The sequence below is a fragment of the Pararhizobium sp. LjRoot235 genome, from assembly GCF_964254145.1.
In the GTDB taxonomy this organism is placed as follows: Bacteria; Pseudomonadota; Alphaproteobacteria; order Rhizobiales; family Rhizobiaceae; genus Pararhizobium.
Genome location: NZ_CAXUSP020000001.1, coordinates 737,043 through 757,428, shown reverse-complemented (window position 1 = coordinate 757,428; position 20,386 = coordinate 737,043). Strand labels below are relative to the sequence as shown.

Below are 20,386 nucleotides of genomic sequence, written 5' to 3'. Positions count from 1 at the left end.
CGCTTCCAGACTTTCTCGGTTTACGCTGATATCCACGATTAGGCTGCCTTCTCATGATCCCAGAAATAGACGGTGGCTGGCTCCGGCTCCCAGACGCGCGCGTCTTCGATGCCCGGCAGGTTGACGAGCGCGCGGTATTCGGAGCCGAAGGCGATGTATTGATCAGTTTCGGCCATGACCGCAGGCTTGCAGGCGATCGGATCACGCACCACGCCGAAACCCGATTTGGTGCCGACAACGAAGGTGAAGAAGCCGTCGAGATCATCGAGCGCGCTGGTCAGCGCCTGCCCCAGATCCTTGCCCTTGGCCATCTCGGCGGTGAGATAGGCGGCGGCGACTTCGGAATCGTTCTGCGTCTCGAAGGTCATGCCTTCGCGAACCAGTTCGCGGCGCAGGTTGTTGTGGTTGGAGAGCGAACCATTGTGCACCAGGCACTGGTCGGCGCCGGTCGAGAACGGATGGGCGCCGAGCGTGGTGACGGCCGACTCCGTTGCCATGCGGGTATGGCCGATGCCATGCGTGCCGCCCATCGCGCGAATGCCGAAACGGGCAACCACGTCCTTCGGCAGGCCGACTTCCTTATAGATCTCGACGCTGTCGCCCGAGCCCATGACCCGCACGTCCGGTCGCGCCTCGGCGAGCAGATAACGCACGGCCGCAGCCTGCGTGGAATCCGCCTCGATCACGGCATGCGTGCTTTTCAGCTCCACGGCGACGCTAGCGTCGACGGACTTCAGAAGAACGTCAAGGCCAGCGAAATCGACGGCAGGCTTGGCGGATTGAACGGTGATTTTCGCGCGGCCATCGGAAGGAGCCCCGTAGATTGCGATACCGGCGCTATCAGGGCCGCGGTCGGTCATGATGACCAGCATATCGGACAGCATGGCGCCCAGTTTCGGCTCCAGACTCTTGTCCTTCAAAAACAATCCGACAATTCCGCACATGGAGTCGATCCCTCATTTCGTTTGCTGAAAAGATGGATAGCAGCTGCTTTTTCTAATTTCAACTGTGGAGAAAGTTTTTTTCTTTTAAAGCAAGATTTATGCACGGCATGTCAGCGCTGCCCGAGCCGTTTCATTGCATAACGTAGAGCCAAATGCTATATGACCAACTAAATGGTCAGGAGACAAGGAATGAACACCGTCAATCTTGCCGATGCCAAATCCCATCTCAGTGAACTCGTCAGCCAGGCGGAGGCGGGCGAAACCGTGCGGATTCTTCGGCGAGGCAAACCAGTCGCGCAGTTGACTGCGATTTCCTCCCCTAGAAAGCCTATCAATCTTGCATGGCTCGCTTCCGTTACGGAAAAGATGCCATTTCAAGAAGAAAGCGCCGGCGATTTCGTACGCGCGATGCGCGATAGTGATCGGTACTAAGACGTCCGATCGAGGTCAGTTCATGTTTTATGTCGACACCTCAGTTCTTGTGGCCGCATTGACGCAGGAGACCAGGACGCTGAGGATGCAACAATGGTTGTCAGAGCAAAGTGCCGATCAGCTAACGACCAGCGACTGGACGATTACGGAGTTTTCGTCAGCGCTCTCGCTTAAAATGCGCACAGGCCAAGTGCAACTCGAGGGGAGAAATCGGTCGCTGACTGCTCTTAATCGGCTCATCTCTGAATCCTTTGTGCTTTTCAGCATCTCGACTCTCCATTTTCGTGCGGCTGCACGGCTCGCCGATCATTTTTTGTTGAACCTGCGGGCGGGAGACGCGCTGCATCTGGCTGTAGCGATGGCACATGGCGCCACGCTATGCACGCTTGATCAGCGACTGGCTGTGGCCGGGCCGGAACTCGGCGCCGAAACCTTGCTGTTGTAAGCAGCGCAGGCCTGCCTGCCTACATTCCGCCCCGCATCTGTGGATAGGAAATGATCGAAAGATAGCGGATCGGCAGTTTGACCAACTCCTCCGGACCATGGCGCGCATCAGCGTCGAAAAACAGGCTGTCACCGGGCTGCATGGTGAAGAGCCGGTCACCGTGGCGGTACACGACCTCGCCTTCCAGCATGTAGAGAAACTCCATGCCTTCGTGCTGAAAGGCGGGGAACGTATCGGAATCAGCCGTCAGCGTGATCAGATAGGGCTCGACGATGACGCCGGCCGTATTGTTGTCGATATGGCCGAGCAGATTATATTGATGCCCCGCGCGTGTGCCACGCCGCTCCAGTTCAACGCCCTCGCCCGCTTTGACAAAAACGGCATTGCGCACCTCCTCGTAACGCCGGAAAAACGCGGTCACCGGGACGCCCAGCGCCCGCGACAAGGACTGAAGCGTTGTCAACGACGGCGAGATGTTGCCATTCTCGATCTTCGACAGCATGCCGAGCGAAATACCGGTGGCGGCGGCAAGGTCGGTGACGGTAATGCCGAGCTTCTTGCGGAAGGCTCGGACTTCATGGCCGATGGCGATTTCGAGGTTGTTTTCCTTCGGCTCGCGCAGTGCATGCGGATCCTGCGAGAAAGCCGCTTTCAGCGCCGGCCGTTCGTCATCCGTCGTCCGGCCAATATCGATTTCAACTGATTTTTTCGCCATGCTCGCTTGCCCTCACTATGCCCTTTGGAAAAGAAGCCTATCCTGAGAGTGAAATTTTCTCAACCGCGAAGAAATTAGTCCCCCGGTGTACCACGGACGACCTGCCGTTCTCGCCGCGGCGCCTCTCCGAATGCCGCTCGATAGCTGCGTGAAAAGTGCCCAGCGCTGGAAAAGCCGGTGGCGAAGGCGATTTCAGAAATCGTAAGCGGGCTTTGCAGAAGCAGCCGCCGCGCATGGTTGAGCCTGAGCTTGCGATATTCCGCCAGGAAAGACGATTGCATGAGGCTTGAGAACAGGCGGTCCAGATGACGCGGCGACATTCCGGCCAAAGCGGCCATGGCCTGGCGGTCGAGCGGCGCCTCGATCGTCGCTTCCATCTTCTCGAGAACGGTGAGCAGGCCGGGGTGGTTGACACCGTAGCGCTCGGCCATCGACGCCCGCTGCGGCGCATTGGAAGCCTCCACATGGGTGTGCAGATACCAGTCGCTGACCCGGCGGGCGAAATCCGATCCCATGCGTTCTGAGATCAGGGCGTGCATCATATCGAGCGGAGCGACGCCGCCACCGCAGGTGATGCGATTGCCGTCGAGGACATAACGGGCCTGGCGCGGCAAAAGATCGGGGAAGGCCTCTATCAGGGCCGGCGCATGCTCCCAGTGGATGGTAAAATCACGATCGCTCAGCAGGCCCGCGGCCGCCATCAGATAGGGGCCGCCGGAAATGCCACCGATACGAACGCCATCACGCGTCAGCTGGCGCAGGCAGGCAAGAACCGCAGGCACGTTCCACTCAACTGGTGACCCACCGGCGCAGACGAAGACCGTGTGCAGGCCGGAACCGCGCCTCGGAAGCGGTTGCGAGGGAACAGGAATTCCTGACGATGACAGCGCCATGTCGCCATCCGGCGCGTGAGCCGACAGGTTGTAGATTTCTTTGCCAGCCAGAAGATTGGCGGCCCGCAGCGGCTCGATCGCCGACGCATAGGACATCAGCGCAAACCCCGGGACCAGGATAAAGCCGATCTTCTGCACGTTTTTGAGGTCGTCTGTGGCCATGTCCCATTTATGACGCAATACGTCTCTTTTCTGCAAGTAACGAAAATCAACCCTGTCATGATCGCTGCCAGTTCTCACGGTGAATCGATCATGCGCTACTCTGCCTTTTCCGTTTGTCTGAATGCCCTGCGCGGCAACAAAAGCTGGCAGCCCGCATGGCGCAGTCCGGTTCCGAAAAACCACTATGATGTGGTCATCGTCGGCGGTGGCGGACACGGCCTTTCGACGGCCTACTATCTTGCCAGGGAATTTGGCATCACCAATGTCGCGGTGCTGGAGAAAGGCTATATCGGCTCCGGTAATGTCGGCCGCAACACGACGATCATCCGCTCCAACTATCTGCTGCAGGCCAACAACCCCTTCTACGAACTGTCGATGAAGCTTTGGGAAGGGCTGGAGCAGGACTTCAACTTCAACGCCATGGTCTCGCAACGTGGCGTGCTCAACCTCTATCATTCCGACGCCCAGCGCGACGCCTATTCGCGGCGCGGCAATGCCATGCGCCTTCATGGCGTCGATGCGGACCTGCTCGATCGCAACACCGTCCGCCAGATGCTGCCTTTCCTAGATTTCGACAATGCCCGCTTCCCGATCCAGGGCGCGCTGATGCAGAAGCGCGGCGGCACCGTGCGGCATGACGCGGTTGCCTGGGGCTATGCCCGTGGCGCCGACAGTCGCGGCGTCGATATCATCCAGAATTGCGAGGTCACTGGCATTCGCCGCGAAAACGGTCGCGTCACGGGTGTCGAAACCAGCCAGGGTTTCATCGGCTGTGGCAAGCTGGCGCTGGCAGCGGCGGGCAATTCCACCGTCGTCGCCGACATGGTCGACATGAAGCTGCCGATTGAAAGCCATGTGCTACAGGCCTTCGTCTCGGAGGGGTTGAAGCCCTTCATCGACAATGTCGTCACTTTCGGCGCCGGCCATTTCTACGTCTCCCAGTCCGATAAGGGCGGCCTCGTCTTCGGCGGTGATATCGATGGCTATAATTCCTATGCCCAGCGCGGCAATCTCGCGACCGTCGAACATGTCGCCGAGGCCGGCGTCGCGATGATCCCCGCGCTGTCGCGCGTTCGGGTGCTGCGCTCCTGGGGCGGCGTGATGGACATGAGCATGGACGGCTCGCCGATCATCGACCGCACCCATATCGACAATCTCTACCTGAACGCTGGCTGGTGTTACGGCGGCTTCAAGGCCACGCCCGCTTCCGGTTTCTGCTACGCCCATCTGATCGCCAGGAACCAGCCGCACGAAACGGCAAAAGCCTTCCGGCTCGACCGCTTCGCGCGCGGCCGGATGATCGATGAAAAGGGCGTCGGCTCACAACCCAATCTGCATTGAGGACATTTCATGGCCAGCCTGATCGTCTGCCCCCATTGCGGGCCGCGCCCCAAGGAAGAATTCACCGTTAGGGGTGACGCCGCAATCGCCCGCCCGGCACCCGATGCCGGCGAGGACGCCTGGTATTCCTACGTCTATCTGCGCGGCAACCCGCGCGGTCGCCACAAGGAATATTGGCACCACACGTCAGGCTGCCGCCGCTGGCTCGTCGTTGAGCGTGATACCATGACCCATGCGGTCTATGCCGTATCGGATGCGAGCGCCCAGGGAGAGACCGCATGAGTTCCTTCCGTCTCTCCAGGGGCGGTCGCATCGACCGCGCCAAGCCGCTCGATTTCACCTTCGACGGCAAGCCGATGCAAGGGTTTGCCGGCGACACGCTGGCCTCGGCGCTGCTCGCAAACGGCCGCCAGCTTGTCGGCCGCAGCTTCAAATACCATCGCCCCCGCGGCATCCTGACGGCCGGTGCGGCGGAGCCGAACGCGTTGGTTACCATCGGCGAAGGAGGCCGCACCGAAGCGAATACGCGCGCAACGCTGGTCGAACTCTACAGCGGCCTGACCGCCAGGAGCCAGAACCGCTGGCCTTCCGTCGATTTCGACCTCGGCGCCATCAATAGCCTGCTCTCGCCCTTTCTCGGCGCTGGCTTCTACTACAAGACCTTCATGTGGCCGGCCGCCTTCTGGGAAAAGGTCTACGAGCCGATCATCCGCAAGGCGGCAGGCCTCGGCCGCGCCACCTACGAGCCCGATCCGGACTCCTACGAGAAATGCTGGGCCCATTGCGACCTGCTGGTGATCGGCGCAGGCCCTGCCGGCCTTGCTGCAGCGCTGACTGCCGGTCGGGCCGGTGCACGAGTAATCCTCGCAGACGAAGGGTTTGAGCCGGGTGGCTCGCTTCTCGCCGAGACCGCGGCAATGGGCGAGAAAGCCGCAGCGGGCCTTCTCGCGGAAACACTTGCCGAACTGGCCAGCCTTCCCAATGTGCGCATCTTTTCGCGCACCACCGCGTTCGGCTGGTATGACGGCAATGTCTTCGGCGCCGTAGAAAGCGTGCAGAAAAATACCGCCGCCATCGACCCCAACCGGCCGGTAGAGCGCCTCTGGCGCATTGCCGCCAAGCACGCGATCCTCGCGTCTGGCGCGGAAGAACGCCCACTCGTCTTCGGTGGCAATGATATTCCGGGCGTGATGATGGCTGGCGCCATGCGCTCCTATCTCAACCGGCAAGCCGTCGCGCCCGGCAAGAGTACCGTCATTTTCACCAACGACGAATCCGGCTACAGGACCGCGACCGACCTCGAAGCAGCCGGGCTTGAGGTCGCCGCCATCGTCGACGCTCGTGCCAACGCCGCTTCATCCTGGAGCGGGCGCGCACCCGTTTTCCCCGGCGCGGTGGTGCAGGACGCCAAGGGCGGCAAAGCCCTCACCAGTGTCACCGTCCTCAAGGACGGCGCGCCGGTAATGATCAAGGCAGACGCCCTTGCCATGTCGGGCGGCTGGAGCCCAATCATCCATCTCGCCTGTCACCGCGGCGCAAAGCCCGTCTGGTCGGACGCCAAGGCCGCGTTTCTTGCGCCCGAAACGCAGGACGGCCTGACCATTGCCGGTTCGGCGGCTGGCGTGAGCGCCATCGAAGCCTGCCTAGCCGACGGCGCCCAAAAAGCCGGAAACGTTCTGCGCAGCCTCGGCTTTTCCAATGCACGCGCCGCCTTCGCGCAGGCGGCCGACACCGCTACCGTCGCCAAGCCGCTCTGGTATGTGCGCGGCGCAAAGGGCAAGGCCTTTATCGATTATCAGAACGACGTGCATGTGAAGGACCTCGGCCTCGCCGTCAGCGAAGGCTACGGCCATGTCGAACTTGCCAAGCGCTACACCACAAACGGCATGGCGACCGATCAGGGCAAGCTGTCGAACGTCAACGCCATAGGCATTCTCGCCGAGGCCCGCAAGATCTCGCCGGCCGACGTCGGCACGACGACCTTCCGCCCCTTCTACACGCCGCTCTCCTTCGGCGCTCTGACCGGCGCCTCCAAGGGCAAGCATTTCCAACCGGTGCGCAAATCGCCGCTACACGACTGGGCAAGGAAGAACGGCGCCGTCTTCGTCGAAACCGGCCTCTGGTATCGCTCCTCCTGGTTCCCGAAATCGGGCGAAACGACGTGGCGCGAAAGCGTCGATCGCGAGGTGCTGAACGTCCGCAAGAACGCCGGCATCTGCGATGTCTCGACGCTCGGCAAGATCGAGATCTTCGGCAAGGGCGCCGCGGAATTCCTGAACCGCATCTACTGCAACGCCTTCCTGAAACTGCCGGTCGGCAAGGCACGCTATGGCCTGATGCTGCGCGAAGACGGCATGATCTTTGACGACGGCACGACAAGCCGGCTCAGCGAAAACCACTTCTTCATGACGACGACGACGGCCTATGCGGCTGGCGTGATGAATCATCTGGAATTCTGCGCCCAGGCGCTCTGGCCCGATCTCGATGTGCAGTTTGCCTCCTCGACGGACCAGTGGGCGCAGATTGCCGTCGCCGGACCGAAGTCGCGGACGATCCTGCAGGCGCTGGTCGACGAGGATATTTCCGATGCGGCCTTCCCCTTCCTCGGCGCCAGGCAAGTCTCGCTGTTCGGCGGCAAGCTGACCGGTCGGCTGTTTCGCATCTCGTTCTCCGGCGAACTTGCCTACGAACTGGCAGTTCCAGCCGGCTACGGTGAAGCCGTGGCGGATGCGATCATGGCAGCAGGCAGCCCGCACGGCATCTGCCCCTATGGGGTCGAGGCGCTCGGCGTCATGCGCATCGAGAAGGGCCATGTCACCCATTCGGAGATCAACGGCACCGTCATTCCCGCCGACCTCGGTCTCGCCAAAATGGTTTCGACGGCCAAGCTGGACTTCATCGGCAAGGCGATGCTCGCGCGCGAAGGAATGCTGGCAGACGACCGGCTGTCGCTGGTTGGCGTCAAACCCCTCGATCCAGCGACGACGTTCAGGACCGGATCGCACATTCTCTCCGATGGCGCCACGCCGTCGCTGGAAAACGATCAGGGCTATGTGACCTCCAGTTGCTACTCGCCCAACCTCGGCTCGACCATCGGCCTGGCGCTCGTCAAGCACGGTCCGAAGCGGCATGGCGAGCATGTCACGGTCTGGAACGACCTGAAAAATGAATATACCAAGGCCGTGCTCGGCAGCCCTGTCTTCTTCGATCCGGAAAACGGAAAGCTCCATGGTTGATTTCGCTCTCCTTCATCGTTCCGCTCTGGCGGGCGCCAGGTCCGGTTCTTTCGGCGCCTCCTCGACGAGGGCAAGGATAACGCTCAACGCCCTGCCGGAAGGCCATGTACTGCAGGTGCTCGCCGCACATGAAAGTGGCGATCTGCAGACCTTGATCCCGCAGGTCGGCGATGGCGCCCCTCATGCCGTGCGCCCTTACGGCCCCGGACAGTGGTTCGTCGTCGGCGATGCGCCTCTTTCTGCCACGGAGATCTCCGGCAAGGCGGTACTCCTTGCAGGCAAGGCGTCGATTGCCGATCAAAGCCACGGTCGTGTCCGGATCGGCATCAGCGGTGCATCCGTCGAAGCCGTCCTCGCCAAGGGCACGGCTGTCGATCTCGATCGGGCGAACTTCGCCATCGGCCACTCGGCCATGACGCTGATCGGCCACATTTCGGCTCTGATCACGCGAACCGGTGCAGATAGCTTCGAAGTCATGGTGTTGCGCGGCTTCGCCGAAAGCCTATGGGACGAACTCGTGCAGATGAGCCTCGAATTTGGCTTGGACGCAAAGACGGCAGATTGATTGCCTGTTTCGTCCCGGCAATCGCTTTCAAATTTTCCGATTGTCTCGAACCACGGCATCGTTCATGGTCGGAATATCCGCCGCTTCGGTGCCACTGATTTGCATCGCATCACGCGCGTGGACGTTTCATTTTCGCACGAGGAAGGCACGCCATGGCCAAGGGACAAGCAAAGAGCAACAAGGAAGTCAGGAAACCGAAGAAGGACAAGGTTGCGGCCAAGGCAGCCACCCCTTTCAGCGCGACCACCCAAAAGGAAGTTCCCAAACTATCCGGCGCCAAGCCGAAGAAGTAATCGGCAGCTTGCCGTCACTTCGGCTGCGACGGCGTGAAATTGGCAACCAACGCATGCCGCTCGCCCGGATAGATCAGGCGCACATGGGTGATGTAGGAGCCATTGCTCCAGGTGCGCCGCTCCACTGTCAGGCAGGCGGTTCCGACTGCAATGCCAAGGGCCGTGGCGACCGGTTCAGCCGCCGCCACCGCCCTTATCGTATGTTCGGCCGCACTCCACGGCACCCGGTTCAGGAGCCAGGGGCCAGGCGCCACCTCTTCGAAACTCTCCGACGCCGCGTCCGGCACAGCCGCCAGATTGATGAGGCGCTGTTCGACGCAAAACGGTCGATTGCCGGCAAAATGCGTGCAGGTCACATCCAGGATGGGTGCTGCCGCGTCGAGGCCGAGCCTTGATCTGTCTTCGGCATTGCTCCGCCGCCGTGCCTTTGCCGACAGCTTATAGTCATAGGCGAGACCCAATGACTGGACTTCCAGCTTGATGTCGCGGATTTCGAGCACCGCCGACTGGGCGCGCGGCTGCGTCACGTAGCTGCCGGACTTGCGCCGCCGCTCGATCAGCCCCGTTTTCGCCAGTTGCGTAAGCGCCTTGTTCACGGTCATCCGCGAGCATTTGTACTGCTCGGCAAGATCGACCTCGAAGGGGATGCGAAAGCCAGGCTGCCATTCGCCGGAAAGGATACGGTCCTCGATATCGCCGAGAATGCGCTGATGCAGCGACAGGTCGCTTGCCCCGCCGGGAAGCGCGCTGTCCGCATCCAAATCTGCATGCTGCGATTTCACCACGCGCTCACTTTCCTCAAATCCGTTAGGTCCTAGCAGGAATTCTTCAGCACCGCGTGTCCTGAAAAGACTGGACGCCGAATCAAATCCATCACGCCAAAAGCTCCGTCATCACCTTGCGGAACCGGGAGGATATCTCATCTCGCCGATGATGCCGCCCGCCTTCGACCTGCTTGCGGCCGGCGACCCAGACGCAGTCCGGTTTCGTTCCATTGGCAAAGAGCCATGAGTCGAGAACCGCGTCATCGTTCAAACCGCCGTCCGGGACCGCCAAGCTGACAAAATCCGCCGGATTGCCGGCAGCAATCCCCGTCTTCGATGCCCCGGCCTTTGACCCCAAGGCGATGCTGCCGCCGTCAAGCGCAGCATCGAACAGGGCGCGGCCGGTCGATTGGCCGGGAGCGGCAAGGACGTTGCGCGAGCGATGCGCCAGGCGCTGCGAATATTCAAGCTGCCGAAGCTCGTCCGGAAGCCCGATCAGGACATTGGAATCCGAACCGACGCCGAATTTCCCGCCCGCTTCACCAAAGACGACCGCGTTGAACGTGCCATCGCCGAGATTGGCCTCCGTCACCGGGCAAAGGCCGGCGATCGCCTTGCTCTGCGCCATGCGCCGAGTCTCGTCATCCGTCATATGCGTCGCATGGATCAGACACCAACGGCCATCAAGCCCGGCATGATCGAGCAGCCATTCGACCGGTCGTGCGCCAGACCATGCGATGCAATCATCCACTTCCTTGACCTGCTCGGCCACATGGATATGGATTGGCCCATCCTTTGCCATCGCAACGACGGTCGCCAATTCTTCCGGCGTCACCGCCCGCAGGCTATGCGGCGCCACGCCAACGCGTCCATCCGGCAGACCCTTTACCGCCCGATGGCAGCCGTCGAGCAGCCGCTCGAAGCTCTCGATCGTGTTGATGAACCGGCGCTGGCCCTCGGTCGGCGCGGCGCCGCCGAAGGTCGAATGCGCATAGAAGACCGGGAGCAGCGTCAGGCCGATGCCTGTCTTGGAAGCCGCCGAGGCGATCCGCTGGGCCATCTCGGAAATATCGGCATAGGGGCTGCCGTCGATATCGTGGTGGAGATAATGAAATTCGCCGACGCGGGAAAGCCCGGCTTCCAGCATTTCCATATAGAGCTGGCTGGCGACGGCCTCGACATGGTCCGGCGTCATCGACAGGGCGAAACGGTACATCACATTGCGCCAGCTCCAGAAACTGTCGGCACCAGGCCCGCGCGTTTCCGCAAGCCCCGCCATGCCCCGCTGGAATGCGTGGCTGTGCAGGTTCGGCATGCCGGGAACGAGAATGTCATGACGATCGTCACCTGCCTCAGCCGCAACACCCGTTTCGACGGACGCGATCCGCCCGGCCTCGATCGCCAGCCGCACGTCCTTTTGCCACCCCGCCGGCGTCAGCGCCGATTTCACATGAATGCTGGTCAAGGCCTCATCCCTTCCTGACTGCGATGGTCAAAAAAACCACTTGCGCTGATTTTCTTTATGTCTATACATAATAGCACGAAAAGGAAAGGCTGGAAAACGATGTCTTCCATAAAATCGACACAGGACGGGTCCCGACCAGCCGCTTGCGATCGCCTTTGGCGGAATGCCCGGCTCGCGACGTTGAACCCGGCCTTGCCGGGTCTCGGCCTTGTCGAGAACGGCGTCATCGCTGTCGACGACGGGCGCATCCTTTATGCCGGCAGCGAAGCAGACCTGCCTTTTACCATCGAGGACGCCGGTGAAGTCATCGACTGCGGCGGCCGCTGGATCACGCCTGGCCTGATCGATTGCCACACGCATCTGGTTCATGCCGGCGATCGTTCCAGTGAATTCGAAATGCGGCTCGCTGGCGCGACCTATGAAGAAGTGGCGCGCGCCGGCGGCGGCATCGTCTCTTCGGTCCGCTCGCTGCGCGAAGCCAGCGAAGACGAGCTCGTCCGCCAGACGCTCCCGCGCCTCGACGCATTGATCGCCGAGGGCGTGACGACCGTCGAAGTGAAGTCCGGCTACGGCCTTGACCTCGAAAACGAAGCGAAGACCCTGCGCGCCGCGCGCCGTCTTGGGGACGAGCGCGACGTTGCCATCCGCACCACTTTCCTCGGTGCGCATGCGCTACCGCCGGAATTCAAGGGCGACAAGGCCGGCTATATCGCCAAGGTCGCCGAAGAGATGCTGCCCGCAATTGCAGCGCAAGGGCTCGCCGACGCGGTTGACGGCTTCTGCGAAGGCATTGCCTTTTCGACGGACGAAATGCGACTGGTGTTCGACGCAGCCAAGGCGCATGGCCTGCCGGTCAAGCTGCATGCCGACCAGCTCTCCAATCTGCACGGCGCCGCCCTTGCCGCCGAGTATGGCGCTCTGTCGGCCGACCATCTCGAATATACCGACAAAGCCGGCGCCGAAGCCATGGCGAAGAGCGGCACGATCGCCGTCATCCTGCCCGGCGCCTTTTACTTCATCCGGGAAACCAAGAAGCCGCCGATCGAGCTGTTCCGCAAGGCCGGCGTTGCGATGGCAATCGCCACCGACAGCAATCCCGGCACCTCGCCGCTCACTTCGCTGCTTCTGACCATGAACATGGCGGCGACCTTGTTCGGCATGACGGTCACTGAATGCATCGCCGGCGTGACGCGGGAGGCGGCGCGCGCGCTCGGCCTCGTCGACGAGGTGGGGACGCTGGAACCCGGAAAATGGGCCGACTTTGCCATCTGGAATATCGAGCGGCCGGCCGAGCTTGTTTATCGCATGGGCTTCAACCCGCTGCATGCGCGCGTCCGCAACGGACATTGAAATGAAGACGCGTGAGCCTGGCTCTGCGCATTGGTGAGGACTTCGCGATGACTCTTATTCTGCAGCCGGGCTCCGTCCCGCTTTCGACACTCGAAACCATCTACTGGACCGGCGAGGCAGCCCGGCTTGATCCCTTCTTCGACAAGGGCATCGAGAAGGCCGCCGCCCGCATCGCCGAGATCGCTGCGGGCAATGCGCCGGTTTACGGCATCAACACCGGTTTCGGTAAACTGGCGAGCATCAAGATCGATGCCGCCGATGTCGCCACCCTGCAGCGCAACCTGATCCTCTCGCACTGCTGCGGCGTCGGCCAGCCGCTTGCCGAAAACATCGTCCGCCTGATCATGGCGCTGAAACTCGTCTCGCTCGGACGCGGCGCTTCAGGTGTCCGGCTCGAACTCGTCCGTCTGATGGAGGGCATGCTCGAAAAGGGCGTTATCCCGGTCATCCCGGAAAAGGGCTCCGTCGGTGCATCCGGCGACCTCGCGCCACTGGCTCATATGGCAGCCGTCATGATGGGCGAGGGCGAAGCGTTCTTCAGTGGCGAGCAGCTTGCCGGCCGCACGGCGCTCGAGCGTGCCGGGCTGACGCCGGTCGTGCTGGCGGCCAAGGAAGGCCTGGCGTTGATCAACGGCACACAGGTTTCGACCGCGCTGGCCCTTGCCGGCCTGTTCCGCGCCCACCGCGCCGCCCAGTCAGCGTTAATCACCGGTGCGCTTTCGACCGACGCAGCCATGGGCTCCTCCGCACCGTTCCATCCCGACATTCATACGCTGCGCGGCCACAAGGGCCAGATCGACGCGGCGTCCGCTCTGCGCAGCCTGCTCAAGGGCTCGGTCATTCGCGAAAGCCATATCGAAGGTGACGAGCGTGTTCAGGACCCCTATTGCATTCGCTGCCAGCCACAGGTCGACGGCGCCTGCCTCGATCTCATGCGCTCCGTTGCCCGCACGCTCGAGATCGAAGCCAACGCCGTTACCGACAATCCGCTTGTGCTGTCCGATAATTCCGTCGTCTCCGGCGGCAACTTCCATGCCGAGCCCGTCGCTTTCGCCGCCGACCAGATCGCCCTTGCCATCTGCGAGATCGGCGCAATCTCGCAGCGCCGTATCGCGCTTCTGGTCGATCCGGCACTCTCCTACGGCCTGCCGGCATTTCTCGCCAAGACGCCAGGCCTCAACTCCGGCCTGATGATCGCCGAAGTGACCTCGGCCGCGCTGATGTCGGAAAACAAGCAGATGTCGCACCCGGCCTCGGTCGATTCCACCCCCACCTCGGCCAACCAGGAAGACCATGTCTCCATGGCCTGCCATGGCGCCCGCCGCCTGCTTCAGATGACCGACAACCTCTTCGCCATCATCGGCATCGAGGCGCTGACGGCGGCACAGGGCATCGATTTCCGCGCACCTCTCACCACCAGCCCGGAACTGACCAGCGCCATTGCCGCCATCCGTTCCGTTGTCCCGACGCTGGAGATCGACCGCTACATGGCGACTGACCTCAAGGCGGCGAGCGATCTCGTCGGCTCCGGCGCCCTGAACGCCGCAGTTTCCGCCGGCATTCTGCCGGTGCTGGAGGGCTGAGAATGAGCGTCTTCGAAATCCGTCAGGGCACATCGCCGATCATCCTCGGCTTTCCGCACACCGGCACCGAGGTTCCGCCCGCCATCTGGGAGCGGCTGAACGCCAATGGCCGCATCCTCGCCGACACCGACTGGCATATCCATCGCCTCTACGACGGCTTGCTGCCGGAGGTGACGACGGTGCGCGCCACGTTCCATCGCTACGTCATCGACGCCAATCGCGATCCGGAAGGTGTCAGCCTTTATCCCGGCCAGAACACGACCGGTCTCGTGCCCGAAACCGATTTCGACAGTCTTGCCATCTGGAAGGACGGCGAACAGCCGACGGACGCCGATATCGCCGCCCGGCTGGCCGATTTCCATGCACCTTATCACGCGGCGTTGGCGGCAGAGATAGAGCGGGTAAAGGCGATCCATGGCGTAGCCGTGCTTTATGATTGCCACTCGATCCGCTCGCACATCCCGTTCCTGTTCGCTGGCAAGCTGCCGGATTTCAACATCGGCACCGACAGCGGCTGGACATGCAATCCGGCCATCGAAGCGGCAACGTTCGATGTGGCATCGAAGGCCGAGGGCTACGACAGCATCCTCAACGGCCGCTTCAAGGGCGGCTGGACGACGCGTCATTACGGTCAACCTGGGACCGGCGTGCATGCGATCCAGATGGAACTGGCGCAATCCACGCATCTGAGCACGGAAGCACCGCCCTTCGCCTATGACGAAGCCAAGGCGGCCAGACTTCGCATTCACCTCAAAGACATTCTCGCGCGCATTGAAGCATCCGCGCTGACACTCGCACACACAACAAGGGGAACCAAATGACCAATCCTCGTCACAACATCCGCGACGTCCGCGCAGCCCGCGGCACTGAACTCACCGCAAAATCCTGGATGACCGAAGCGCCGCTTCGCATGCTGATGAACAATCTCGATCCGGAAGTGGCCGAGAACCCGCACGAACTGGTGGTCTATGGCGGCATCGGCCGCGCCGCCCGCACCTGGGCCGACTTCGACAAGATCGTCGAAACGCTGCGCGACCTCAACGAAGACGAGACGCTGATGGTGCAATCCGGCAAGCCGGTCGGCGTCTTCCGCACCCACAAGGATGCGCCGCGTGTGCTGATCGCCAATTCCAACCTCGTGCCGCACTGGGCGACCTGGGACCATTTCAACGAGCTGGATAAAAAGGGTCTTGCCATGTATGGCCAGATGACCGCCGGCTCGTGGATCTATATCGGCAGCCAGGGCATCGTTCAGGGCACCTACGAAACCTTCGTCGAAGCCGGTCGCCAGCATTACAACGGCGATCTCACGGGCAAGTGGGTTCTGACCGGCGGGCTTGGCGGCATGGGCGGCGCGCAGCCGCTCGCGGCCGTCATGGCCGGCGCCTCGTGCCTCGCCGTCGAGTGCAATCCCGACTCGATCGATTTCCGCCTGCGCACCCGTTATGTCGATGCCAAGGCGGAAACTCTCGACGAAGCCATAGACATGATCAAACGCTGGACCGCCGCGGGCGAGGCGAAGTCCGTCGGCTTGCTTGGCAACACCGCCGAAATCCTGCCGGAAATGGTCCGCCGCGGTATCCGCCCGGACATGGTGACAGACCAGACCTCCGCCCACGACCCGATCAACGGCTACCTGCCGAAGGGCTGGACGATGGCTGAGTGGAAGCAAAAGCGCGAAAGCGACCCGAAGGCCGTCGAAAAGGCCGCCCGTGCTTCAATGCGCGAGCATGTCGAAGCGATGATCGCGTTCCAGGACATGGGCATTCCGACCTTCGACTACGGCAACAACATCCGCCAGGTCGCAAAGGAAGAGGGCCTTGAAAAGGCATTCGCATTCCCGGGCTTCGTGCCGGCTTATATCCGCCCGCTGTTCTGCCGCGGCATCGGTCCGTTCCGCTGGGCTGCCCTGTCGGGTGATCCGGAGGATATTCGCAAGACCGATGCCAAGGTCAAGGAACTACTTCCCGACAACGAGCACCTGCACAACTGGCTCGACATGGCCGCCGATCGCATCCCCTTTCAAGGGTTGCCGGCGCGCATTTGCTGGGTCGGCCTCGGCGACCGCCACCGCCTCGGCCTTGCCTTCAACGAAATGGTCAAAACTGGTGAGCTGAGCGCCCCGGTCGTCATCGGCCGCGATCATCTCGACTCCGGTTCCGTCGCCTCCCCGAACCGCGAGACCGAAGCGATGAAGGATGGTTCCGACGCCGTGTCCGACTGGCCGCTCTTGAACGCGCTTCTCAACACCGCATCAGGCGCTACCTGGGTATCGCTGCATCACGGCGGCGGCGTCGGCATGGGCTTCTCGCAGCACTCGGGCGTCGTCATCTGCTGCGACGGCTCGGAAGATGCCGCCCGCCGCATCGAACGCGTCCTCTGGAACGACCCGGCGACCGGCGTCATGCGCCACGCCGACGCCGGCTACGAGATCGCCCTCGACTGCGCCAAGGAAAAAGGCCTGCGGTTGCCCGGAATTCTCGGGAACTGAGGCTTACACCAGCGGATGTTTTTGGGAGGGCCGGGATACTGAAGGACGGCCTGATCAACAGTGATAAGCGGGACCCCTTCGATGATGGCCTGAGCAATCAGGATGCGATCGAAGGGGTCCCTGCCAATGAGGGGCAGACCCGCAATCGCAATCGCATGTTCGCTGTTTATCGGAAGTTCGATATATCCGTTTGCAAGGAGACGGTAGCGCAGGACAAGGGGGTCGGCCCGAAAGCCACCACGGCCGGTCCCGTGCTTTATTGCAGTTTCCCAGATGCTGGCCGGGCTGAAGAGGAGTTCGTTGCCGGTCTCCTCGATGAGAGATCTGATGTTCTTGGGCAGAAGGTCGATATCACCAGCCGCCCAAATCAGAATATGTGTGTCGAGGAGAAGTCTCATTTGGGAAATAGGCTGCCGCCGTAAAACGTCTCCTCAATCTCGTCCGCCATCATTGTATCGAAATCATCCGGGACGACGATTTCGCCCTTCATAAACCCGATGCGGCGCTTTTTCGGCATATCAGCTTCGTCGATCGGAACCACCTTCACCATTGGCATTCCGGCTTTACCTATAATGAAGGCCTCACCTTTGGAGGCCTTTTCGATCAAACGGGAGAGATGTGTCTTTGCTTCGTGTATATTGACGGTTTCCATCATCGTCCTCCTGCGGACTTAGTCCATTAAACTTGGTCCACTCCATAGAGGTTCACAATGTCCATCGCGCAACAACAGCCCAAACACAACCGCCCGCTGGTTTTAAAGGCGGACACCTATCGGCGCATGCCCTGGAAGAACGGTGGCGGCGAAACGACGGAGATCGCCGTGTTCCCGCAGGACGCCGATCTCGCCACTTTCGGCTGGCGCGTCAGCATGGCGACTGTCGGCAGCGACGGTCCCTTCTCCGTCTTTCCCGGCATCGACCGCACCCTGTCAATCCTCCAGGGAGACGGCATGGAACTCAGGATCGCCGGGAGGGCGCCGGTCGTTCTGACGCAAGCATCCGAGCCGCTTGCCTTTCCGGCAGATGCACCAACATCCGCGCGGCTGGTTTCAGATACGATCATCGATCTCAACGTCATGACCAGGCGAGGCCAATGGGTGCATCAGGTCGAAAAGCGTATTGTCGAGGGGCAGCATCACCTGGATGCGGAGGGCGGCGTCACCCTGCTTCTGTCGCTCGGCAATATACGGATCGATTGCGGAGATCACGCAGTTGAACTTGCCAGGTTGGACTGCGCCATCCTGGAAGGCATCGTATTGATTACCTCCGACATGCCGACGGAGGCCTATCTGATCCACATCTCGCCCGTCTGAGGCTTTGCGCAACCGCCTGGTAATTACGGTTGACGTCACAGTTGCGCCTCTCGGCAGCCCGAAACAGTTCCATCGCGTCCTATAACCGCAACGTTGACATGGGCGGAGTCTAAACGCTGGCGGGCGGCGGCGATGCCCGCAGGAGATCGCGTACCTTTTCCAGATCCCGGCCGAGCGGCCGGTCGTCGGCATAGCGTGGCACGGCCGCGCGGATATGGCGATGGAGCACGTCCGTGCCGCTTGCCCGCTGCGCAACACCGGCCTTGAAATCCTGGGCCTGCGCGGCGGCGGCGAATTCGACGCCGAGGATTTGCTCGGCATTGTCGATGACCGCCAGCAGCTTGTTGGCGGCAGCCGTCGGATGCGCGAGAAAGTCTTCCTGCAGCGCCGAGGTAATTCCGCCATCGAGGCTAGCCGGTGCGCCGAGGCGCCGGTTTTCCGCAGCAAGTGCCGCGGCTGAATATTGCGCGATCATGAAGCCGGATCCAGCACCCGGATCATCAGCCAGGAAGGCGGGGAGACCACTCACCAGCGGATTGACCAGCCGGTCGATCCGCCGCTCGCTCATCGCCGATATCTGGGCGACGGCGACCGCCAGACTGTCCAGAGCCTGTCCGAGGGCGGGCGCAACGGCGTGGGCTTCGGACGAGACAATCGGCGCTTCCGGCGTACCGGAGACAGCCGGATTGTCCGTGACGGAGGCAAGTTCCTGATTGACGATAGAACCGGCGAAATCAAATACATCCCAGCCGGCGCCGTGCGCATGCGGGACGGAACGAAGGCTCAGGGCATCCTGCGTGCGCGCGCCTTTGGCAGCCTCGATCAGACCGCTGCCCGCGAGGCGGTCACGCAGCACCTTGCCAACCTTGTCGATTCCTTTCGACTTGCGAAGCGCCAGCACCGGCGCCTCGAACGCTGCCGCCTGACATCCGAGCGCTTCGATGGTCAGCGCCGCGATGGCATCCGCCCACTCAAGGAGCCGCTCGGCCCGCGCCAATGCCACCGCTCCGAGCCCGGTGGAACAGGCCGTGCCATTGACGAGGCTCAAACCCTCCTTGGCTTGCAATACAAGCGGCGCGATGCCGAGAACTTTCAGCGCCTCGGCTCCGGTCACGGACATCCCCTTCAGCCGCGCCCCGCCCTCACCGATCAGCACCAGCGCGATATGGGCGTTATGGGTGAGATAACCGGCGGAACCTTTAGACGGCACATCGGGAATACAGTCTTTGCGAAGGAAAGCCTGCAAGGTCTCTACGATCACTGGGCGAACGCCAGAATGACCATGGGAAAAATTGGCAATCTGAGCTGCGATGATGGCGCGCACTTCGCGTGGCTCCAATAGCGGACCGACGCCGCAGGCATGACTGAGAACGATGTTGCGCGACAGGCGGCTCTGGCAGGGTCGATCGACGACGGTGTCGGCAAGTGCGCCGACGCCGGTATTGACACCATAGGCGCGCACGCCGCTTTCAACGATCGCCGCAACGATGCGGCTGGCGGTCTCGACCCGCTGGCGCGCACTATCGGACAGGGAAAGGGCCGCACCATCGGCAACCGCCGCCACGGCACGCCAGTCGAGTGCCGTTTCGAGCACGATATCCTGCACGATCAGCCTCCGAAATTGCCGATGAACTGGCGAAAGTTGGGGGAACCGCCGGAGCCGAACAATTCCTCCGGCGCACCATCACTGTCGATCTCGCCGGACTTCATGAAGATCACCCGGTTAGAGACGTTGCGGGCGAAGCTCATTTCATGGGTGACGACCAGCATGGTCATGCCCTCTTCGGCAAGCGAGCGCATGACGCGGAGCACCTCGCCGACCAGCTCCGGATCGAGCGCCGAGGTCGGCTCGTCGAACAGCATCACCTTCGGCTTCATCGCCAGCGAACGGGCGATCGCCGCGCGCTGCTGCTGACCGCCCGACAGATGCGCGGGATAGGCATTGCGCTTCTCGGCGATGCCGACCTTTTCCAGGAGGACTTCCGCCTCGGCGATGCATTTGGCGCGTGGCCGTTTCAACACGTGAACCGGCCCCTCGATGACGTTTTCAAGAATGGTCATGTGGGACCAGAGATTGAACGACTGGAACACCATGCCGAGCTCCGAGCGGATACGATCCACCTGACGCCGGTTGGCCGGCACGTTCTTGCCGCCGCGCTGCTCCATCTGGATCAGTTCGCCATCGACGGAGATCTCGCCGTGATCGGCAATTTCCAGCAGGTTGATGCAACGCAGGAAGGTCGACTTGCCCGAGCCGCTGGCGCCGAGAAGCGAAATGACGTCGCCGTCGCGGGCATCGAGCGAGATGCCGCGCAGCACCTCATGCGTGCCGAAGCTCTTGCGGATATTGCGGACGGAAAGCCGGGTCGTGCCTGCCATGGTCGTTCCAGTCTGG

General features: G+C 62.0%; 21 protein-coding genes. 12 read left to right on the top strand and 9 right to left on the bottom strand.

Annotated features, from left to right (window positions below; genetic code table 11):
* Positions 1 to 38: 38 nt before the first annotated feature.
* A complete protein-coding gene (locus ACSQ2Z_RS03535) occupies positions 39 to 944 on the bottom strand; it encodes a class II glutamine amidotransferase (RefSeq protein WP_436079936.1) in 906 nt (301 codons plus the stop codon).
* Positions 945 to 1,133: 189 nt separating this feature from the next.
* Between ACSQ2Z_RS03535 and ACSQ2Z_RS03530 the strand changes: the two genes are divergently transcribed.
* Positions 1,134 to 1,376, top strand: coding sequence for a type II toxin-antitoxin system prevent-host-death family antitoxin (locus ACSQ2Z_RS03530; RefSeq protein WP_037121116.1), 243 nt, complete (start codon positions 1,134 to 1,136; stop codon positions 1,374 to 1,376).
* A 22-nt stretch (positions 1,377 to 1,398) separates the two neighbouring features.
* Positions 1,399 to 1,821 (top strand): type II toxin-antitoxin system VapC family toxin, encoded by a 423-nt coding sequence (locus ACSQ2Z_RS03525; protein WP_436079935.1) that lies wholly within the window; start codon positions 1,399 to 1,401, stop codon positions 1,819 to 1,821.
* A 19-nt stretch (positions 1,822 to 1,840) separates the two neighbouring features.
* Here ACSQ2Z_RS03525 and ACSQ2Z_RS03520 read toward each other — a convergent pair whose 3' ends face one another.
* Together ACSQ2Z_RS03520 and ACSQ2Z_RS03515 are read right to left on the bottom strand one after the other, a co-directional pair.
* Entirely contained in the window at positions 1,841 to 2,536 is a 696-nt protein-coding gene (locus tag ACSQ2Z_RS03520) for a helix-turn-helix domain-containing protein (RefSeq protein ID WP_436079934.1), read from the bottom strand.
* Positions 2,537 to 2,610: 74 nt separating this feature from the next.
* Positions 2,611 to 3,591, bottom strand: coding sequence for a GlxA family transcriptional regulator (locus tag ACSQ2Z_RS03515; protein WP_436079933.1), 981 nt, complete (start codon positions 3,589 to 3,591; stop codon positions 2,611 to 2,613).
* A 90-nt stretch (positions 3,592 to 3,681) separates the two neighbouring features.
* On the opposite strand from ACSQ2Z_RS03515, the gene ACSQ2Z_RS03510 reads away from it, so the two are divergent.
* The 5 genes from ACSQ2Z_RS03510 (at position 3,682) to ACSQ2Z_RS03490 (ending at position 9,026) form a co-directional block, all read left to right on the top strand.
* A complete protein-coding gene (locus ACSQ2Z_RS03510; RefSeq protein WP_436079932.1) occupies positions 3,682 to 4,932 on the top strand; it encodes a sarcosine oxidase subunit beta family protein in 1,251 nt (416 codons plus the stop codon).
* A 9-nt stretch (positions 4,933 to 4,941) separates the two neighbouring features.
* Positions 4,942 to 5,214, top strand: coding sequence for a sarcosine oxidase subunit delta (locus ACSQ2Z_RS03505; protein ID WP_436079931.1), 273 nt, complete (start codon positions 4,942 to 4,944; stop codon positions 5,212 to 5,214).
* On the top strand, positions 5,211 to 8,168 hold the full coding sequence (locus ACSQ2Z_RS03500; protein WP_436079930.1) for a sarcosine oxidase subunit alpha family protein: 2,958 nt from the start codon (positions 5,211 to 5,213) through the stop codon (positions 8,166 to 8,168). The genes ACSQ2Z_RS03505 and ACSQ2Z_RS03500 overlap by 4 nt, the downstream gene beginning before the upstream one ends.
* Positions 8,161 to 8,733 carry a sarcosine oxidase subunit gamma family protein gene (locus ACSQ2Z_RS03495; RefSeq protein ID WP_436079929.1) on the top strand — a complete coding sequence of 191 codons (573 nt, stop codon included), beginning with the start codon at positions 8,161 to 8,163 and terminating at the stop codon, positions 8,731 to 8,733. Before ACSQ2Z_RS03500 ends, ACSQ2Z_RS03495 begins: the two co-directional genes overlap by 8 nt.
* A gap of 152 nt (positions 8,734 to 8,885) precedes the next feature.
* The gene (locus ACSQ2Z_RS03490; RefSeq protein ID WP_436079928.1) at positions 8,886 to 9,026 is read left to right on the top strand and encodes a hypothetical protein; all 141 of its coding nucleotides are present in this window, start codon (positions 8,886 to 8,888) and stop codon (positions 9,024 to 9,026) included.
* Positions 9,027 to 9,040: 14 nt separating this feature from the next.
* Here the strand turns inward: ACSQ2Z_RS03490 and hutC are convergent, their stop codons facing one another.
* Positions 9,041 to 9,787: a histidine utilization repressor gene (gene hutC / locus ACSQ2Z_RS03485; protein ID WP_436082963.1), complete on the bottom strand. Its 747-nt coding sequence runs from the start codon at positions 9,785 to 9,787 to the stop codon at positions 9,041 to 9,043.
* 112 nt (positions 9,788 to 9,899) lie between these two features.
* Positions 9,900 to 11,255 carry a formimidoylglutamate deiminase gene (locus ACSQ2Z_RS03480; protein ID WP_436079927.1) on the bottom strand — a complete coding sequence of 452 codons (1,356 nt, stop codon included), beginning with the start codon at positions 11,253 to 11,255 and terminating at the stop codon, positions 9,900 to 9,902.
* Between the two features lie 99 nt (positions 11,256 to 11,354).
* Here ACSQ2Z_RS03480 and hutI point away from each other — a divergent pair, with 99 nt between their 5' ends.
* The 4 genes from hutI to hutU are packed head-to-tail and all read left to right on the top strand — an operon-like array spanning position 11,355 to position 16,679.
* A complete protein-coding gene (gene hutI, locus ACSQ2Z_RS03475; protein ID WP_436079926.1) occupies positions 11,355 to 12,605 on the top strand; it encodes an imidazolonepropionase in 1,251 nt (416 codons plus the stop codon).
* Between the two features lie 47 nt (positions 12,606 to 12,652).
* Positions 12,653 to 14,188: a histidine ammonia-lyase gene (hutH, locus tag ACSQ2Z_RS03470; protein WP_436079925.1), complete on the top strand. Its 1,536-nt coding sequence runs from the start codon at positions 12,653 to 12,655 to the stop codon at positions 14,186 to 14,188.
* Positions 14,189 to 14,190: 2 nt separating this feature from the next.
* Entirely contained in the window at positions 14,191 to 15,009 is an 819-nt protein-coding gene (gene hutG / locus ACSQ2Z_RS03465) for an N-formylglutamate deformylase (protein WP_436079924.1), read from the top strand.
* On the top strand, positions 15,006 to 16,679 hold the full coding sequence (hutU, locus tag ACSQ2Z_RS03460) for a urocanate hydratase (RefSeq protein ID WP_436079923.1): 1,674 nt from the start codon (positions 15,006 to 15,008) through the stop codon (positions 16,677 to 16,679). The genes hutG and hutU overlap by 4 nt, the downstream gene beginning before the upstream one ends.
* Here the strand turns inward: hutU and ACSQ2Z_RS03455 are convergent.
* Positions 16,613 to 17,077, bottom strand: coding sequence for a type II toxin-antitoxin system VapC family toxin (locus ACSQ2Z_RS03455; RefSeq protein ID WP_436079922.1), 465 nt, complete (start codon positions 17,075 to 17,077; stop codon positions 16,613 to 16,615). The two genes, hutU and ACSQ2Z_RS03455, sit on opposite strands and share 67 nt — an antisense overlap.
* Positions 17,074 to 17,331 carry a type II toxin-antitoxin system Phd/YefM family antitoxin gene (locus tag ACSQ2Z_RS03450; RefSeq protein WP_436079921.1) on the bottom strand — a complete coding sequence of 86 codons (258 nt, stop codon included), beginning with the start codon at positions 17,329 to 17,331 and terminating at the stop codon, positions 17,074 to 17,076. The genes ACSQ2Z_RS03455 and ACSQ2Z_RS03450 overlap by 4 nt, the downstream gene beginning before the upstream one ends.
* Before the next feature lie 57 nt (positions 17,332 to 17,388).
* Here ACSQ2Z_RS03450 and ACSQ2Z_RS03445 point away from each other — a divergent pair, with 57 nt between their 5' ends.
* Positions 17,389 to 17,991, top strand: a complete 603-nt coding sequence (locus ACSQ2Z_RS03445; RefSeq protein WP_436079920.1) for a HutD/Ves family protein — start codon at positions 17,389 to 17,391, stop codon at positions 17,989 to 17,991.
* A 109-nt stretch (positions 17,992 to 18,100) separates the two neighbouring features.
* Here ACSQ2Z_RS03445 and ACSQ2Z_RS03440 read toward each other — a convergent pair whose 3' ends face one another.
* Both ACSQ2Z_RS03440 and ACSQ2Z_RS03435 read right to left on the bottom strand, forming a co-directional pair.
* Positions 18,101 to 19,597 (bottom strand): HAL/PAL/TAL family ammonia-lyase, encoded by a 1,497-nt coding sequence (locus tag ACSQ2Z_RS03440; protein ID WP_436079919.1) that lies wholly within the window; start codon positions 19,595 to 19,597, stop codon positions 18,101 to 18,103.
* 2 nt (positions 19,598 to 19,599) lie between these two features.
* Positions 19,600 to 20,370, bottom strand: coding sequence for an ABC transporter ATP-binding protein (locus tag ACSQ2Z_RS03435; RefSeq protein ID WP_436082962.1), 771 nt, complete (start codon positions 20,368 to 20,370; stop codon positions 19,600 to 19,602).
* Positions 20,371 to 20,386 lie beyond the last annotated feature (16 nt).

Coding starts and splice junctions, on each gene's coding strand:
- ACSQ2Z_RS03455 (WP_436079922.1), bottom strand. CDS start 17,077: ATGAGACTTCTCCTCGACACACATATTCTGATTTGGGCGGCTGGTGAT.
- ACSQ2Z_RS03435 (WP_436082962.1), bottom strand. CDS start 20,370: ATGGCAGGCACGACCCGGCTTTCCGTCCGCAATATCCGCAAGAGCTTC.
- ACSQ2Z_RS03490 (WP_436079928.1), top strand. CDS start 8,886: ATGGCCAAGGGACAAGCAAAGAGCAACAAGGAAGTCAGGAAACCGAAG.
- ACSQ2Z_RS03525 (WP_436079935.1), top strand. CDS start 1,399: ATGTTTTATGTCGACACCTCAGTTCTTGTGGCCGCATTGACGCAGGAG.
- ACSQ2Z_RS03520 (WP_436079934.1), bottom strand. CDS start 2,536: ATGGCGAAAAAATCAGTTGAAATCGATATTGGCCGGACGACGGATGAC.
- hutG (WP_436079924.1), top strand. CDS start 14,191: ATGAGCGTCTTCGAAATCCGTCAGGGCACATCGCCGATCATCCTCGGC.
- ACSQ2Z_RS03535 (WP_436079936.1), bottom strand. CDS start 944: ATGTGCGGAATTGTCGGATTGTTTTTGAAGGACAAGAGTCTGGAGCCG.
- hutU (WP_436079923.1), top strand. CDS start 15,006: ATGACCAATCCTCGTCACAACATCCGCGACGTCCGCGCAGCCCGCGGC.
- ACSQ2Z_RS03450 (WP_436079921.1), bottom strand. CDS start 17,331: ATGGAAACCGTCAATATACACGAAGCAAAGACACATCTCTCCCGTTTG.
- ACSQ2Z_RS03510 (WP_436079932.1), top strand. CDS start 3,682: ATGCGCTACTCTGCCTTTTCCGTTTGTCTGAATGCCCTGCGCGGCAAC.
- ACSQ2Z_RS03505 (WP_436079931.1), top strand. CDS start 4,942: ATGGCCAGCCTGATCGTCTGCCCCCATTGCGGGCCGCGCCCCAAGGAA.
- ACSQ2Z_RS03515 (WP_436079933.1), bottom strand. CDS start 3,591: ATGGCCACAGACGACCTCAAAAACGTGCAGAAGATCGGCTTTATCCTG.
- ACSQ2Z_RS03495 (WP_436079929.1), top strand. CDS start 8,161: ATGGTTGATTTCGCTCTCCTTCATCGTTCCGCTCTGGCGGGCGCCAGG.
- ACSQ2Z_RS03530 (WP_037121116.1), top strand. CDS start 1,134: ATGAACACCGTCAATCTTGCCGATGCCAAATCCCATCTCAGTGAACTC.
- ACSQ2Z_RS03500 (WP_436079930.1), top strand. CDS start 5,211: ATGAGTTCCTTCCGTCTCTCCAGGGGCGGTCGCATCGACCGCGCCAAG.
- hutI (WP_436079926.1), top strand. CDS start 11,355: ATGTCTTCCATAAAATCGACACAGGACGGGTCCCGACCAGCCGCTTGC.
- hutH (WP_436079925.1), top strand. CDS start 12,653: ATGACTCTTATTCTGCAGCCGGGCTCCGTCCCGCTTTCGACACTCGAA.
- ACSQ2Z_RS03445 (WP_436079920.1), top strand. CDS start 17,389: ATGTCCATCGCGCAACAACAGCCCAAACACAACCGCCCGCTGGTTTTA.